Consider the following 16,232-nt stretch of genomic DNA (forward strand, 5'->3'; position numbering starts at 1 on the left):
GCGCGCCGAGGCGCGGCGCTACTGCAGGGCGGGGACGGTCCTCGGCCGGACCACCGTCCAGAGGAAGAGCACGCCCAGGGCGATGCACACCGCCATGACGACCGCCATCGGCGTCGCCGATTCGATGCCCTCGCCCAGCAGGCCGACGAGTGGCGAGATCAGCCCGGCCGTCCCGAAGGTGACCGCGCCGAGGAGCGACGCCGCGGTGCCGGCCTGCGCTCCGTTGTTGATGAGCGCCAGCACCTGCACGCACGGGAAGACGAAGCCCGTCGCCATGATGTAGAACCACAGCGGCACCGCCGTACCCCAGAACCCGAGGCCCAGCTGGTCGAACGCGATGATGAGCATCGCCATGGAGAGCTGGACGATCGTCGCCGTCGCGATGACCCACTGCGGGCCGACGCGCCGGAGGACGCGCGCACTGATCTGCACGCCGGCGACGATGCCCAGCGAGTTCACGGCGAACAGCAGCCCGTACTGCTGCTCGTTCAGTCCGTAGGGGCCCTGGAACAGGAAGGGCGACGCGGAGAGGTAGGAGAAGAGCCCGGAGAAGTTCATGCCGCCGACCAGCAGGATCCCGATGAAGATGCGGTCGCTCAGGACCGCCCGGTAGCGCTGGAGGACGGTGAGACCGGACCGGCGGCGGTGCTCCCGGGGCAGCGTCTCGACGATGAACAACGACACCGCCGTGATCACCAGCACGCCGTAGGCGGCGAGGAACCAGAAGATGCCGGGCCAGGGGAAGAGCAGCAGCAGCTGGGAACCGATCACCGGGGCGAAGATCGGTGCCATCCCGTTCACGAGCGCCATGTAGGACAGCATGCGCACCAGGGTGTAGCCGCCGAAGAGGTCGCGCACCATGGCCATCGCGACCACGCCACCGCCCGCGGCCCCGATGCCCTGGAGCACGCGGAACAGCATGAGCATGGTGATGTCCTCGGAGGACGCTGCGCCGATGGACGCGCCCACGTGCAGCGTGGTCGCGAAGATGAGCGGCAGGCGACGGCCGATCTTGTCGCTGAGCGGCCCCACGAGGAGCTGACCGCCCGCGAACCCGATGATCGTCCCCGTCAGCGTCAGCTGGATGGCCGCCTCGGAGACGCCCAGGTCCGACCGCAGGGCCGGGAAAGCCGGCAGGTACAGGTCGATCGTGAACGGCCCGAGGGCGGTCAGGGTGCCGAGGATGAAGACGTAGATGATCTTCTCGCGGCGGGTCAGGGCGTCGCCGGGATGGGTGATGGTGCCCAGGTTGGTGCTCACAATGCTGCCTAACGGGAATGGTGGTGCTGCCGGGATGCGGATCGGATGAAGCAGGGGATGCATCGATTGCGGCGGCGGCCCGGCGACGACGGCGGAGCGGCTCACGCCGTGCAGCAGGCCGTCCGCGGAGGGACAATTGGTTGCTGCGGCGAATCAACGACGCTCTCATCTTACGACCCTCCGTCAAGCTTCCGCCTCGGATGCCCAGGCGACGAGGCCGCTGCTAAGCAGGCTTCGGATTGACGTAGGGTGTTGGAGGGCAGAACGAGCAGGGAGAACCGAGCATGAGCGAGCACGACGTCGACACCGAGTCCGCGGATCCACCGCGGCACCTCGCGCGGGTCATCGGCATCACCATGGCGGCGGCCGTCGGAGGCCTCCTGTTCGGTTTCGACACCGCCGTCATCAACGGTGCGGTCGATTCCATCCAGGCCGATTTCGAGCTGAGCGCGAGCGTCCTCGGCTTCACCGTCGCCATCACGCTGCTCGGCTGTGCTGCCGGCGCGTGGTTCGCCGGCGGGCTCGCGGACCGCTGGGGCCGCAAGAAGGTAATGATCGCGGCGGCTTTCCTGTTCGCGATCAACTCCGTCGGATCGGCCTTCGCGGTCTCCGAATGGGACCTCATGGCCTGGCGCCTCGTCGGTGGACTTGCCATCGGGATCGCCTCCGTCATCGTGCCCGGCTACATCGCCGAGATCGCGCCGTCGAAGTGGCGCGGGGGACTCGCCTCGGTCCAGCAACTCGCCATCACGATCGGCATCTTCGTCGCCCTGCTCTCCGACGCCTCGTTCGCGAGTGCCGCCGGCGGCGCTGCCAACGAATTCTGGTGGGGACTGTCCGCCTGGCGCTGGATGCTCCTGGTCGGCGTGCTCCCGGCCGTCGTCTACGGAGTGCTCGCGCTCATCATCCCCGAGTCGCCGCAGTTCCTCATCCGCGCCGACCGGGACAGGGAAGCCGCGCGCATCCTCTCCCGCGTCTCCGGCGTCCGGGACACCGAGGGCAAGATCCGCCAGATCCGGGAGAGCTTCGAGCGCGAGGACCGCGCGAGCTACCGTGACCTGCGCGGTCCCGCCCTGGGGCTGCAGCCCATCCTCTGGGTCGGCATGGCCATCGCGGCGCTCCAGCAGCTCGTGGGCATCAACGCGATCTTCTACTACTCCACGACGCTGTGGAAGTCGGTGGGCTTCAGCGAGAGCGACTCCTTCACGACGTCCGTGATCACCTCGATCATCAACGTCACCATGACCTTCGTCGCCATCTTCTTCGTCGACCGCATCGGACGCCGCAAGCTGCTGCTCGCCGGCTCCATCGGCATGACGGTCGGGCTGCTCGCGGCGACGCTCGCGTTCCTCCAGGCGGAGGGCACCGGCGACGACGTCGCGCTGCCCGGGGTGTGGGGCCCGATCGCCCTCGTGGGCGCGAACCTCTTCGTCATCTTCTTCGCCGCCACCTGGGGACCGGTGATGTGGGTGACGCTCGGCGAGATGTTCCCCAACCGCATCCGCTCGATCGCCCTGGGCGTCGCCACGATGGTGAACTGGGTCTTCAACTTCATCGTCACCCTCACCTTCCCCTGGGTCAGTGCGAATCTCGGACTGTGGTTCATGTACGCGGCGTTCACCGTCTTCGCCGTCGTCTCCTTCGTCTTCGTCCGGACCCAGCTCCCCGAGTTCGCGGGCAAGGACCTCGAGGACAACGCCGGGCTCACGGCAGCACGATGACGTGCCCGGCCCGATGGTAATTTTGGTTCAGCGAATGTCCAGCAAGACCCACACGAATGGAGGCAGGGCCTATGAACAGCTCGGCTAGTACGCGCGTCAAGCGGTCCCCAGGCTCACTCTCGCTCGTCGGACTGATCAGGCTGCTCGCGCGCCTGACGCCGCGGCAGGCCAGCGACGAGTTCTCGATCGCCGTCGAGCAGATGAAGAAGAAGGGCACCAAGGCCGGCATCGCCGCCGCGTTCCTCGTCGTCGCCCTAGTCTTCGTCCTGTTCTTCGCCGTCGCTCTCGTCGTCGCGGCCATCATGGGTCTCGCCGAGATCATGCCCGCGTGGCTGGCCGCCCTGCTGGTCGCCCTGTTCTTCATCGTCATCGGTGGCATCCTCGCGCTGATCGGGGTCTCCCGCCTCAAGAAGCAGCTCCCGCTGCTGCCCGAGGACGCGATCCGCGGCATCCGGTACGACCTCGGCGTGCTCAAGGAGGGCCGCAGCTTCGACCCGGCCAGCCTGGACGTCAAGAAGCCGAAGGAGAAGAAGCCCAAGGATGCCGACAAGGCCACCACGCCGAAGGAGCCCACGCCGTCCTACGAGGCGCTGCGCGGCCGCACCGGGGAGCGCCGGACGCACATCGCCGACGCCCGCGATTCGCTCGGTGCCCGCGTGGATGTCAAGTCACGCCTCGACGGTGCCCGCCACCGCGCGCCCCAGGGGGTGCGGCCGGCCGGAAGCCCGGCGTCCGACCCCAGGGTCGCCGCGGTGGCCGTCCGCCGCGACGTCCCGCTCAACACCACCCTTGCCGACCGCTGGAAGCCGCTGAGCGTCCTCGCGGCGTCCGTCGCGGCGATGCTCGTCATGCTGCGCCGCCTCCTCAGCAAGTAGCAGGCAGCCCGACCGACAGGCGGCCGGTCCCCGATCCCGTCCCGCGGCCCGCGGGTGCGGGACAGGGGACCGGCCGCCTGCCTGCATAATGGGACGGGGAGGCACAGGCGATGAGACTGATCGGGGCTGGAGGACGGCCGGGCGACGACGGCACGGTGCTGACGACGGCCTGGACCCTGCCGAACCTCATCACCATCGTCCGCTTCCTCGGCGTCCCGCTGTTCGTCTGGTTCATCACGCAGCAGCGCTACGGGGCCGCGGTGGTCACGCTCGTGGTGATCGGCTCGACCGACTGGGTCGACGGGTACCTCGCGCGGCGGCTCAAGCAGGTATCGACCGTCGGGAAATGGCTCGACCCGGTCGCCGACCGCCTCGCCCTGATCGTGGTCGCCGTGACCTTCGTCATCGACGGGATCGCCCCCGCATGGCTCGTGTGGGCCATCGTCATCCCGGACGTCATCCTCATCGTCAACGCCCTCGTCCTGTTCCGCGGACCGCTGCACCTCCCCGTGATCACCGTCGGGAAGATCCGGACCGCGCTGATGCTGGTGGGAGCGCCGCTGCTCCTGCTGCACGAGGTCGATGGCTTCCAGCAGGACTGGATCCTCGGTCTCGCCCTGGGACTGCTCTTCGTGGGATGCGTCCTGCACGTCGTCGCCTTCTGGGCCTACTTTCTCGCAGCACACCGCAAGTACCGGCTGGAGCGGGCCGAGCAGCAGTCGTGCCCGCCCTAGCCATCGTGCTGGCGCTGCTCGGCGCGGTCTTCCTCGCGTTCGGAGCGCAGCGCCAGGGCAGCGCAGTGCGCGCGAACACGGGCGGGCTCAGCCTCAGTTCCTCGGGCTTCACCCGGCTCCTCACCAATCCGCGCTGGTTGTTCGGGCTCCTCCTGCTCGTCACGGGGACGGTGCTGAACGTGATCGCCCTCTCGCTCGCGAGCCTGACGGTGGTGCAACCCATCGGGGCCATCGCGCTCGTCATCACCACGGTCGTCAATTCCCGCGACCAGGGCATCCGCATCAACCGCCCCACCGTCGCCGCGATCACGGCCTGCGTCACGGGAAGCGCCCTCTTCGTCGTCCTCGCCCTGAAGGTCACCCGCCAGAACCACGCGATCGACCCCGCCCAGGAGCTGTCCGTGGTGCTGTTGCTGGTGGCCGCGGTCCTGCTGTTCGGCACCCTGGCGGTGATCGGCCGGCATCGCCTCAACGCCTTCGCCTACATCCTCGGCGCAGGCGTCCTCTTCGGGTTCGTCGCCGTCCTGACGAAGATCGTCGCGGGCCACCTGCTCGACCCGAACGGCCGCTTCCTGCTCAATGTCCCCATCACCACCCTGCTGGCCCTCGCCGTGGCCGTGGCGCTCGGGATATGGTTCGTCCAGAGTGCCTACGCGACGGGCCCACCGGACCTCGTCATCGCGGGCCTGACCGTCATCGACCCCATCGTCGGCATCGCCGTGGGCATCATCATCCTCGAGGAACTCCAGCCGGAGGTCAGCACGGTGATCGCGCTGGGCATGGGTGCGGCGGCCCTCGTTGCTATTGTTGGGGTCGTTGCCCTCGCCCGGCACCACCCCGACGTGGTGAAGCGGCAGCGCTGATCCCGGCCCGCGAAGTATCTGTCCAGCACACCGACGTAGGGAATCCCCCCGTGAGTTACCCGGCTGATTTCAAGCCCCTGACCATCCTGATCGCCGCGGACACCTACCCGCCCAACGTGAACGGTGCGGCCCAGTTCGGCTACCGGCTGGCGAAGGGGATGGCAGGACGCGGCCACGCGGTCCATGTCCTCGCGCCGCGCCCGTCGAACGGCCCGAGCGTCACGGAAGCCGACGGCGACTGGCCCGTCCACCGCCTGCGCTCGCACAGCGTCCCCACCCACGACTACTGGCGCATCTGCCTCCCCTGGGAGATCAAGCGGGACATCAGCCTGCTCTTCGACCGGGTCCAGCCCGACGTCGTCCACATCCAGTGCCACTACATGGTGGGGCAGTACGCGCTGTACGAAGCAGTGAAGCGGGGTATCCGTGTCGTCGCCACCAACCACTTCATGCCGGAGAACATCAATCCGTTCCTGCCCTTCCCCGAGTGGTTCAAGAGGATCGTGGCGAGGAACTCCTGGCGGGACATGGGCAGGGTGATGGGCAGGGCTGCCGCCGTCACGACCCCGACGCCGCTGGCGGCGAAGGCCATGCACGACCACGCCTTCCTGCGTGAGGTGCTCCCCGTCTCCAACGGCATCGACGCCGCCGCCTACGAGGTCCGGCCGGGCGAGGTCATCGAACCCGCCGACCACCCGACCGTCCTCTTCGTCGGAAGGCTTGCCGAGGAGAAGCACATCGACGTGCTGATCGACGCCGTCGCCGGGACCCCCGAGCATCTCGACGTGCACCTCGAGATTGTCGGAGGCGGCGAGGTGAAGCCGGCCCTGCAGGCCCAGGCCGCCCGCCTCGGCATCAGCGACCGCGTGATTTTCCGCGGCCTGATCGACGACGAGGAACTGCGCGTGAGCTACATCCGGGCCTCACTGTTCTGTCAGCCGGGGACGGCCGAGCTGCAGTCGCTCGTCGCCCTCGAGGCGATGTCCGCGTCCACGCCCGTGCTGCTCGCGAACGCCATGGCGCTGCCGCATCTGGTGTCCGACGGCGAGAACGGCTATCTCTTCGAGCCGGGGAACGCCGAAGAACTGGGCAAGCGCATCACGGAGATCCTGAGCCTGTCCCGCGAGGACCAGCAGTCGATGGGAGCGGCAAGCCGGGCCATGGTGAGCAAGCACGACCTCACCGCGACGCTGGAGACGTTCGAGGGCCTGTACTACGGCACCCTCTCCGCGCAGCCGCCCGCCCCCCGTGAAGCGGATCTCGCCGTCCGCATACAATGAAGGCTGCGTACCCCGGGGGGCTGTAGCTCAGCTGGTTAGAGCAGCGGACTCATAATCCGTTTGTCCTGGGTTCAAGCCCCAGCAGCCCTACGCACCCGGTCGAGGACGACCCCACGAATGCGCCACCCGCCCGGGTGGCGCATTCGTCGTTCCCCGGTCCGTCGCCCGGCGCCGCTGGCGCCCTAAGTTACCGGCGGGTAACATGATGGCGTGGGCACCTGCCCGCACAGAATGTGGTCGAGGAACAGTGCTGGTCGCCGACGACCAGAGTGAGGGGCATCCCATGAGCAAGACGACGATCGACGTCGACAACCTCCCGTACGCCGACGGCGACTTCTTCGCCTTCGAGGAGCTCCTGTCCGACAAGGAGCGCGCCAGGCTGGAGGAGATCCGGGGCTGGCTCACCAGGGAGGTCCGCCCGAATGCCGTGGACTGGTGGAACCAGGGCGTCTTCCCCCAGGACCTCATCCCGAAGGTCGCCGAACTGGACCCCATGAGCCCTGTCTACCGCCAGGGCTACTCCAACCTCTTCGCCGGCATCACCCATGCCGAGATGACCCGCGCCGACACCTCGTTCGCCACCTTCATGGGTGTCCACGACGGCCTCTTCACCGGATCCATCGAGGCCCTTGCCTCGAAGGAACAGCAGGAGGAGTGGCTGCCGGACATCTACGCGATGAAGAAGATCGGCGCGTTCGGCCTCACGGAGCCGCTCGGCGGCTCCGACGTCGCCGGGGGGACCCGTACGACGGCGCGCCGCGACGGCGGCTCCTGGGTGCTCAACGGTGCCAAGCGGTGGATCGGCAATGCCACGTTCTCCGACTGGGTGGTCATCTACGCGCGGGACCTCGCGGACAACCAGGTCAAGGGCTTCCTGGTGGACACCACACTCCCCGGCTTCTCCTCGTCCAAGATCGAGAACAAGATCGCCCTGCGCACCGTCGAGAACGCGGAAATCGTCCTCGACGACGTGGTCGTCTCCGACGACTTCCACCTGAAGGGCGCCAACAGCTTCCGCGACACGAACAAGGTCCTCAAGGTCACGCGCCTGGCCGTCGGCTGGCAGGCCGTCGGCCAGCAGCTCGCCGCCTTCGACGTCGCCCGCCGGTACGCCGTGGAGCGCGAGCAGTTCGGACGGCCGATCGCCAGCTTCCAGCTCGTCCAGCAGCAGCTCGTGCAGATCCTGGGCAACGCCATGAGCTCCATGGGCATGATGGTGCGCCTGTCCCAGCTCGAGGACGCCGGCAAGGCCAAGGACGAGCAGTCCGCCCTCGCCAAGGCCTTCACCACGGCCCGCATGCGCGAGAGCGTCGCGGCAGGGCGCAACATCCTCGGGGGCAACGGGATCGTCGTCGACTACGAGATGGCGAAGATCTTCTCGGATGCCGAGGCGATCTACTCCTACGAGGGCACGCAGGAGATCAACACCCTCGTCGCCGGCCGGTCGATCACGGGCATCGCCGCGTTCGTCTAGTCCTCACCGGCGGGCCGGCGGCACGTCCCACGTGCCGCCGTCCCGCCGGTCGTCCAGCGGCAGCAGCACCGACGGACGCCGGTCCGTCACGAAGGACAGCGGGTCCACGTACTCGCCGTCCTCGCGGACGCCCCAGTGGAGGCACGGACGACCGCAGTGCGCACGGACCGGCCCGTCGAGCACGGCCACGACCTGCCCCCGCTCGACGCGCCCGCCCCGGGACAGCTCCGTGGAGACGGGTTCGAAGCTGCTGATCCGGCCATCGCCGTGGTCGATCGACAGGACACCCCGGTCCACCACCGTTCCGGCGAAGAACACGACGCCGTCCGCCGGGCTCACCACGGGGACGGGCCCGGCACCCGTGGACAGGTCGACGCCCCGGTGCCCGCGCTTCCACTTCTGCGGCGGCTTCTCGAACGCCCGCAGGACCTCGGGCACCGGGACGAGGGGCCAGGACCACTCGGGTACGAACGGGGCAGCAGCGCCCTCGGCGGCGGCGGACGCAGCGGCGGGGGAGCCACTCCCGGACGACGCACAGAGCAGCACCGCGAGGAGGCAGGTGCCCGCCGTGCGGGCGGCCGCTTCCGGACAACGGGCGCGACGACGGCGAGAACCGGACAGGGGTGCCGGAGGATCAGCGGAACGGATCATGGACCCAGCGTGGATCCCGCGAGGGCCGGAGCGCGGCGAGGGAGTCCGTATGTGGACATCACGCCCCGGAACAGGCGGGCACCCGGAGCGCCCTGCAGGGGCGACGGGGCCCTCGCCCGGCCTCCGTCACCGGCCAGATCGCGCACCCCCGCTGTAGTACACTGGACCCAGCAGTCTGCTGCTCCCACCTCCGTGTGCCCCTGGCATCGATGGGTCGTGGAATGTACAGACTGACTACGCGTACCCGTGATTCGGCGCCGACCTATGGCGCCGAAGTGCCCGCCCTTCGGTCCGGAGAAGTCCGGTAGGGGAGGGCATGTCCATCCGACGACCGGGTGCCAGGACGTACCGGCCACCCCGGCCGGCACCGAGACAACCGTCAACAAGCTTCAGGCGGCGCACCGCGCCCACGCCGAGGCTGAAGAAAGGCAGAACATGCCAGTCGTAACCATGCGCCAGCTGCTCGACAGCGGCGTCCACTTCGGTCACCAGACCCGCCGTTGGAACCCGAAGATGAAGCGCTTCATCTTCACCGAGCGCAACGGCATCTACATCATCGATCTCCAGCAGTCGCTGGGCTACATCGACCGCGCCTACGAGTTCGTCAAGGCCACCGTCGCCCACGGCGGAACCGTGCTCTTCGTCGGCACCAAGAAGCAGGCCCAGGAAGCGATCGCCGACCAGGCGACGCGCGTCGGCCAGCCCTACGTCAACCAGCGTTGGCTCGGCGGCATGCTCACCAACTTCCAGACGGTCTCCAAGCGCATCCAGCGCATGAAGGAGCTCGAGGAGATCGACTTCGACGACGTCGCCGGATCGGGCCACACCAAGAAGGAGCTCCTGCTCCTCAAGCGTGAGCTCACCAAGCTGCAGAGCAACCTCGGTGGTATCCGCAACCTGACCAAGGCCCCCTCGGTCGTCTGGGTCGTCGACACCAAGAAGGAGCACCTCGCCATCGACGAGGCGAAGAAGCTCAACATCCCCGTCGTCGCGATCCTCGACACCAACTGCGACCCCGACGAGGTCGACTTCCCGATCCCGGGCAACGACGACGCCATCCGCGCCGTCAACCTGCTGACGCGGGTCGTCGCCGACGCCGTGGCGGAGGGCCTCATGGCCCGCCACAACCGCTCGGGCAACAACGACGCCGCTGCCGACGAGCCCATGGCCGAGTGGGAGCGTGAACTGCTCCAGGGCACCCCGGACGCCGCCGCTGCCGCGCCTGAGGCGACCGAAGCCGCAGCTCCCGAGGCTGCAGCCGAGGCTCCCGCCGTCGAGGAGGCGCCCGCAGGCCTGCAGGCCCCCATCGCCGAGGAAGTCCCCGAAGCAGTAGCTCCCGCCACGGAAGCCGCCAGCGACACCAAGTAGTTCTCGATGCGTAAGGGGTGTGGGTCAAACCATGCCCCTTACGCATGTTCCGATCCACCCCAACTTAGGAGTTCATATGGCAAACTTCACTGCCGCTGACATCAAGGCCCTGCGCGAGCGCACGGGCGCAGGCATGATGGACGTCAAGAAGGCCCTCGACGAGGCCAACGGCGATGCCGACAAGGCCCTGGAACTGATCCGCATCAAGGGTCTGAAGGGCGCGACGAAGCGCGAAGGCCGTTCCACCGCCGAGGGCCTCGTCGCCGCTCGCGTCGACGGCAACGTCGGCGTCATGATCGAGGTCAACTGCGAGACGGACTTCGTCGCCAAGGCCGGCCCCTTCATCGAGTTCTCCAACAAGGTGCTCGGTGCCGCCGTCGAGTCCGGCGCCACCGACGTCCAGGCCCTCCTGGCCTACGAGCTGGACGGCAAGCCCGTCTCCGAGCACGTCATCGAAGCCGGTGCGCTGCTCGGTGAGAAGGTCGACGTCCGCCGCATCGCCCGCATCGAGGGCCAGCTCGTCGACGCCTACCTGCACAAGACGTCCAAGGACCTCCCCGCCCAGGTCGGCGTGCTCTTCGCCGCCGAGGGTTCCGGCGACGCCGCCGTCGCGGCGACGCACGACGTGGCCGTCCACATCGCCGCGTACTCGCCCACCTACCTGACCCGCGAGGACGTCCCCGCCGAGCTCGTCGAGTCGGAGCGCCGCATCGCCGACGAGACGGCCCGCGCCGAGGGCAAGCCCGAGCAGGCCCTCGCGAAGATCGTCGAAGGGCGCCTCACCGGCTTCTTCAAGGAGGGTGTCCTGGTCGACCAGGCGTTCGCCAAGGACGCCAAGAAGTCCGTCGCCGCGGTCCTGACCGAGGCCGACGCCAAGGCCACGGCCTTCGCACGTTTCCGCGTCGGAGCCTGACCCCTCCGGGCCGGATCACAGCACGACGGTGAAGGGCGGCCACCCTCGAGGTGGCCGCCCTTTCCTGCGCCCGGGAGGCGCGCCGTATCCTGAGACGGGTCCGGCACCATCCCACGTTCGCACCATCGGCCGTCCGACCAGGACCGGTCCACAGCACTACGCCCGGGAGGCATTTCATGGACACCACTTCCACTGCTCCGACAGGTGGTCCCGCAGGACGGCGGCGGGTCCTGCTCAAGCTCTCCGGTGAGGTCTTTGGCGGCGGCAAGCTGGGCGTCGATCCCGACACCGTCCGCGGGATAGCGCAGCAGATCGCCGCGACCGTCGGTGACGTCGAGGTGGCGATCGTCGTCGGCGGCGGCAACTTCTTCCGCGGCGCCGAGCTGTCGCAGAGCGGCATGGACCGCTCCCGTGCCGACTACATGGGCATGCTCGGCACGGTCATGAACTGCCTGGCGCTGCAGGACTTCCTCGAGCAGGCCGGCGTCGAGACGCGCGTGCAGAGCGCCATCACCATGGGGCAGGTCGCCGAGGCGTACATCCCGCGGCGCGCCATCCGCCACCTCGAGAAGGGCCGCGTCGTCATCTTCGGCGCGGGCGCCGGCCTGCCCTACTTCTCCACCGACACCGTCGCGGCCCAGCGCGCGCTGGAGGTGCACGCGGACGAGGTCCTCATGGCCAAGAGCGGTGTCGACGGCGTCTACACGGCCGACCCGCACAAGGACCCGACCGCGGAGAAGCTCGAGACCCTGTCCTACGACGAGGCACTGCGCCGGGACATCCGCGTGATGGACCAGACCGCCATGACCATGTGCAAGGACAACAACCTGACGATGGTGGTCTTCGGCATGGAGGGCGAGGGGAACGTCACGCGCGCCATCCGGGGCGAGAAGCTCGGCACCATCGTCACCACCTAGCCCCGGACGGTACGGGGCCGCACGGTGCCGCGCCCGGGCGCGCCGCGCCGTTGAACTAGGATGAACCACTGGAACGGTTGCCGTGCAGCCGACTGCGGATCGAAGGAGACACTGTGATCGAAGAGACCCTGCTGGAAGCCACCGACAAGATGGACAAGGCCGTGGAGGTCGCCAAGGAGGACTTCGCGACGGTCCGCACCGGCCGAGCCAACGCCTCCCTGTTTTCCAAGGTGGTCGTCATGTACTACGGCGCACCCACCCCGCTGCAGCAGCTCGCGTCGTTCCAGAACCCGGAGGCGCGCACCCTGCTCATCACGCCGTTCGACCGCGCCTCCCTCAACGACATCGAGCGCGCGCTGCGCGACTCCGACCTCGGCGCCAACCCGTCCAACGACGGCAACGTCATCCGAGTGGTCCTGCCCGAGCTGACCCAGGAGCGCCGCAAGCAGTACGTGAAGCTGGTGAAGACCAAGGCCGAGGACGCGAAGATCTCGATCCGCAACGTCCGTCGCAAGGCCAAGGACGGTATCGACAAGGCCGTCAAGGACGGCGACGCCGGAGAGGACGAGGGTTCGCGCGCCGAGAAGGAACTCGACGCGATGACCAAGGCGCGCGTGGACCTCATCGACGAGCTCCTCAAGCGCAAGGAAACGGAGCTGCTCGAGGTCTGATGGCAGATGACAATCCCCCCGGCGCGGGCCCCGGACGTGCCCGGAAAGCCGTCGGCGGGACATCCGGCGTCGGAGTGCTGAAGCGGCGGCGGCCCGCCCGGGAGCCCGGTGCGCCCTCGCGGGCCGGGCGCAACCTCCCCGCCGCGATCGGCGTCGGCGCCGGTCTCCTCATCCCGGTCCTGGTGGGCCTGCTGTTCTTCCCGGTCGTCTTCGCGGGCATCGTCACCCTGTTCGCCGCGGTGGGCGTGTGGGAGATCTCGCGCGCGCTGGGACTGCGACGGATCCGCGTCCCCCTCGCACCGACCATGGCCGGAACCCTCCTGCTGCCGTTCTCCGCCTACTTCGGCGGCGCCGAGGGGCTCGCCGCCGCCACCGTCGCCGCCGTCGTCGGCATCTTCCTCTGGCGCTCGCTCGACCCCGCACCGGATGCCGCGAAGAGTCTCATGGCCGGGACGTTCACGCTTCTCTGGGTGCCGTTCATGCTGGGCTTCGCGATGCTCCTGATGCGGGCCGACGGCGGCTACCTCATCATCGCCACGATCCTGCTGCTCGTGGTCGCGAACGACACCTTCGGGTACCTGATCGGGGCGTTCTTCGGCAAGCACCCCATGGCGCCGAAGATCAGCCCCAAGAAGTCCTGGGAGGGCTTCGGCGGCTCGATCGGCGGCGCGCTGGTCGTCGGCGGAGCCTGCGCCGTCCTCCTGCTCGGGCAGCCGCTGTGGATCGGCCTGGCCCTGGCCGTCGTCGTCGTCGCCTCGGCCACCGCCGGTGACTTCGCCGAGTCGATGATCAAGCGTGAACTCGGCGTCAAGGACATGGGAACCATCCTTCCCGGCCACGGCGGGGTGATGGATCGCCTCGATTCGATCGTCCTCGCATGCCCGGTGGCATATCTGCTCTCCGCGACATTGATTCCGGGGCTGCTCTGATCGTAGGCTGGCCGCGGAATCGAGAACGGCGGAATCGCTGGGCCAGGGGGCCCTGAACTGTCCTTGATGGTTTAGGTGGAAGGATCGGCAGACATGGACCTCATTCGCCCCGCCAGCTCCCCGTTCGCACGTGTCGGACGGCGGGAGCTCGGCTACAGCACCCGCCAGGTGGACCTCTTCCTGACCAGGGCCCGCGGGCCCTACGACGCCGAGCACCCTGCGACGGACGCCATGACGAGCAGGGACGTCCGGTCCGTGGCCTTCGACCCGGTCCGCGGCGGATATGAGCCGCAGGCCGTCGACGCCGCGCTCGACCGCCTCGAGGACGCCTTCGCGCAGCGGGAACGCGACCACCTGATCCGGACGGAGGGGGAGGACGCGTGGCTGCGGCAGATCGGCCGGACCGCCGCGGTGCTGCGCCGCAGGCTCCACCGCCCGGCCGGCGAGCGCTTCCGGCGGCCGTCGAAGCAGGGCGCCCCGAGCTACGACGTCGAGGACGTCGACCACCTCTGTGACGAGCTCCTGCAGTACCTCGAGAACCACGTCCCGATGAGCGTGGACGTCGTCCGCCGTGCCGTCTTCCGCGAGGCCCGGGGAGCGGACGGCTACGAGGAGAACCAGGTGGATGCGTTCCTCGACCGCGTCATCGAACTGATGGCCGGGATCGACTGACCGGGATCGACTGACCTAGCGCGGCTCGGGCGTGTGGAGGCGTGCCAGGACGCGCGACGCCGTGGCCGGCCGCCGTCCCGCGGTCGCCCGGGACACGAGCACCATGGTGAGGAACGCCGCCGGCACCGTCCACAGGGCAGGCTGCCCCAGCCATATCCAGCGCTCGCCCGTCCCCGGGCCGAGCAGCGCGGTGGCCGCGATCGCCCCCCCGCACAGGATCGCGCCGACGAGCATCCCGGCGATCGCGCCGGCGTCCGTGAGGCCCCGCCACCAGATCCCCAGCAGCAGCAGCGGGCAGATGGTCGAGGCGGTGAAGGCGAAGACGGACCCGACGCTGCCGGCCAGCGCGAGCGTGTCGGTGAGGAGGGCGATCACGAGGGGGACGATCGTGGAGAGCAGGGCGGCCCGCCGGAACCCCGTCACGCTGCCCTGGAAGAATTCCTGGCTGACCACCCCGGCGAGGGAGACGACCAGGCCGCTCGTCGTGGACAGGAACGCGGCGAAGGCCCCCGCGGTCACCAGGGCGGACAGCAGGTCGCCCATGGCACCGTCGAAGATGCGGCCGGGGAGCAGGAGGACCGTCGCGTCCGAGGCGCCCGCCGCCGCGAGTTCGGGCGTGTGGATGCGCCCGAGGATCCCGTACACGGTGGGGAACAGGTAGAAGAGCGAGAGCAGGCCGAGCACGAGCACCGTGGTGCGCCGCGCAGACGGCCCGTCGGGGTTCGTGTAGAAGCGCACCAGCACGTGGGGCAGCCCGAGGGTGCCGAAGAGGAGCGCGATGACGAGCGAGATCGTGCCGTAGAGGGAGGCGTGCGCCGTCGTGTTCAGGTCCGTGGTGAAGGCGCTGCCGCCGGCGGTGATCGAGGCCCCGTCGGCGCCGAGGCGGAAGAGGATGAAGACCGCCGGGACGGCCAGGGCCGTCAGCTTCAGCCAGTACTGGAAGGCCTGGACGAACGTGATGGAGCGCATGCCGCCCGTGACCACGCTCAGGCACACCACGACGACCACGGCCACCGGTCCGACCCACGACGGCAGGCCCGTGGTGATCTGCACCGTCAGTGCCGCGCCGTGCAGCTGCGGCACGATGTACAGCCAGCCGACGACGACGACGAGCATGCTTGTCACTCGCCGTACGAGCAGCGAATCGAGCCGTGCCTGCGCGAAGTCGGGGATGGTATAGGCGCCGGAGCGGCGCAGGGGCGCGGCGACGAACAGCAGGAGCATCAGGTAGCCGGCGGTGTAGCCGATCGGGAACCAGAGGGCGTCCACCCCGGAGATGAGGATGAGCCCGGCGACGCCGAGAAAGCTGGCGGCGGACAGGTACTCGCCGCCGATCGCGGAGGCGTTCCACCACGGGCGGACCGTCCGGGACGCGACGTAGAAATCGCCGGTGGTCCGGGAGATCCGCAGGCCGTAGATGCCGATGAGCACGGTGCTGAGGGCCACGAGGAGCAGGGCGGTGTAACCGACGGCGGGGCTGAGGTGCAGGCTGCCGGCGTCGAGGGCGTCAGTCATCGTCGACGAGGTCCTGGAAGCGGCGCTCGTTGCGGGAGGCGCTGCGCACGTAGAGGACGGCACAGCCGATGACGAGCGGGTAGACCCCGACGCCGAGGATGAGCCAGGGGAGGGGAACCGTCAGGACGGTCATGGACCCGATGTCCGGGAACACCGCGAGCAGCACCGGGATGCCCATCAGGATGATCAGGAAACCGCCCGCCACCACGAGCGCGAGGCGCAGCTGCGACCGGATCAGGGAGGCGACGAACAACTGGCCCAGCTCGGACTGCTCCGCCATCTCGCGGGCCACGGGGAAGGACGCCCCCGTGGCCCGGGCGGCCGTCCGCGGGGCAGTGACCCGGACGCGGCGCGGCGGCTCGGGCTGCTCGTGCGTCATCGGCGGTCTT

The 16,232-nt window shown here is 69.0% G+C and carries 16 protein-coding genes and 1 tRNA gene; 13 read left to right on the forward strand and 4 right to left on the reverse strand.

Features of this window, described 5'->3' with window-relative positions; genetic code table 11:
* Positions 1-18: 18 nt before the first annotated feature.
* Positions 19-1,260: a multidrug effflux MFS transporter gene (locus ACX80F_RS05005; protein WP_459335272.1), complete on the reverse strand. Its 1,242-nt coding sequence runs from the start codon at positions 1,258-1,260 to the stop codon at positions 19-21.
* Positions 1,261-1,544: 284 nt separating this feature from the next.
* On the opposite strand from ACX80F_RS05005, the gene ACX80F_RS05010 reads away from it, so the two are divergent.
* From ACX80F_RS05010 to ACX80F_RS05040, 7 genes are all read left to right on the forward strand, one after another.
* Complete coding sequence (locus ACX80F_RS05010; protein WP_459335273.1) at positions 1,545-2,981, forward strand: sugar porter family MFS transporter; 1,437 nt, start codon at positions 1,545-1,547, stop codon at positions 2,979-2,981.
* Positions 2,982-3,052: 71 nt separating this feature from the next.
* Positions 3,053-3,856 (forward strand): phage holin family protein, encoded by an 804-nt coding sequence (locus ACX80F_RS05015; RefSeq protein WP_459335274.1) that lies wholly within the window; start codon positions 3,053-3,055, stop codon positions 3,854-3,856.
* 110 nt (positions 3,857-3,966) lie between these two features.
* A complete protein-coding gene (locus ACX80F_RS05020; protein ID WP_459335275.1) occupies positions 3,967-4,590 on the forward strand; it encodes a CDP-alcohol phosphatidyltransferase family protein in 624 nt (207 codons plus the stop codon).
* A complete protein-coding gene (locus ACX80F_RS05025; protein ID WP_459335276.1) occupies positions 4,578-5,453 on the forward strand; it encodes a DMT family transporter in 876 nt (291 codons plus the stop codon). The genes ACX80F_RS05020 and ACX80F_RS05025 overlap by 13 nt, the downstream gene beginning before the upstream one ends.
* Before the next feature lie 50 nt (positions 5,454-5,503).
* Positions 5,504-6,733 carry a glycosyltransferase gene (locus tag ACX80F_RS05030; RefSeq protein WP_459335277.1) on the forward strand — a complete coding sequence of 410 codons (1,230 nt, stop codon included), beginning with the start codon at positions 5,504-5,506 and terminating at the stop codon, positions 6,731-6,733.
* Positions 6,734-6,749: 16 nt separating this feature from the next.
* Positions 6,750-6,823 (forward strand) — tRNA-Ile (locus ACX80F_RS05035).
* 193 nt (positions 6,824-7,016) lie between these two features.
* Positions 7,017-8,207, forward strand: a complete 1,191-nt coding sequence (locus ACX80F_RS05040; RefSeq protein WP_459335278.1) for an acyl-CoA dehydrogenase family protein — start codon at positions 7,017-7,019, stop codon at positions 8,205-8,207.
* A gap of 3 nt (positions 8,208-8,210) precedes the next feature.
* Here the strand turns inward: ACX80F_RS05040 and ACX80F_RS05045 are convergent, their stop codons facing one another.
* Positions 8,211-8,858 (reverse strand): M23 family metallopeptidase, encoded by a 648-nt coding sequence (locus ACX80F_RS05045; protein WP_459335279.1) that lies wholly within the window; start codon positions 8,856-8,858, stop codon positions 8,211-8,213.
* A 435-nt stretch (positions 8,859-9,293) separates the two neighbouring features.
* Between ACX80F_RS05045 and rpsB the strand changes: the two genes are divergently transcribed.
* From rpsB to ACX80F_RS05075, 6 genes are all read left to right on the forward strand, one after another.
* Complete coding sequence (rpsB, locus tag ACX80F_RS05050) at positions 9,294-10,226, forward strand: 30S ribosomal protein S2 (RefSeq protein WP_459335280.1); 933 nt, start codon at positions 9,294-9,296, stop codon at positions 10,224-10,226.
* A 76-nt stretch (positions 10,227-10,302) separates the two neighbouring features.
* Positions 10,303-11,139: a translation elongation factor Ts gene (gene tsf, locus ACX80F_RS05055; RefSeq protein WP_459335281.1), complete on the forward strand. Its 837-nt coding sequence runs from the start codon at positions 10,303-10,305 to the stop codon at positions 11,137-11,139.
* 176 nt (positions 11,140-11,315) lie between these two features.
* Positions 11,316-12,056: a UMP kinase gene (gene pyrH, locus ACX80F_RS05060; protein WP_459335282.1), complete on the forward strand. Its 741-nt coding sequence runs from the start codon at positions 11,316-11,318 to the stop codon at positions 12,054-12,056.
* A gap of 113 nt (positions 12,057-12,169) precedes the next feature.
* Positions 12,170-12,727, forward strand: coding sequence for a ribosome recycling factor (gene frr, locus ACX80F_RS05065; RefSeq protein ID WP_459335283.1), 558 nt, complete (start codon positions 12,170-12,172; stop codon positions 12,725-12,727).
* The gene (locus tag ACX80F_RS05070) at positions 12,727-13,656 is read left to right on the forward strand and encodes a phosphatidate cytidylyltransferase (RefSeq protein ID WP_459335284.1); all 930 of its coding nucleotides are present in this window, start codon (positions 12,727-12,729) and stop codon (positions 13,654-13,656) included. Before frr ends, ACX80F_RS05070 begins: the two co-directional genes overlap by 1 nt.
* 93 nt (positions 13,657-13,749) lie before the next feature.
* Complete coding sequence (locus tag ACX80F_RS05075) at positions 13,750-14,328, forward strand: DivIVA domain-containing protein (protein ID WP_459335285.1); 579 nt, start codon at positions 13,750-13,752, stop codon at positions 14,326-14,328.
* Between the two features lie 15 nt (positions 14,329-14,343).
* Here ACX80F_RS05075 and ACX80F_RS05080 read toward each other — a convergent pair whose 3' ends face one another.
* Positions 14,344-15,843, reverse strand: coding sequence for a sodium/solute symporter (locus ACX80F_RS05080; RefSeq protein WP_459335286.1), 1,500 nt, complete (start codon positions 15,841-15,843; stop codon positions 14,344-14,346).
* The gene (locus ACX80F_RS05085) at positions 15,836-16,222 is read right to left on the reverse strand and encodes a DUF485 domain-containing protein (protein ID WP_459335287.1); all 387 of its coding nucleotides are present in this window, start codon (positions 16,220-16,222) and stop codon (positions 15,836-15,838) included. Before ACX80F_RS05085 ends, ACX80F_RS05080 begins: the two co-directional genes overlap by 8 nt.
* Between the last annotated feature and the right edge of the window lie 10 nt (positions 16,223-16,232).

It is taken from the genome of Arthrobacter sp. TMS2-4 (genome assembly GCF_054511075.1).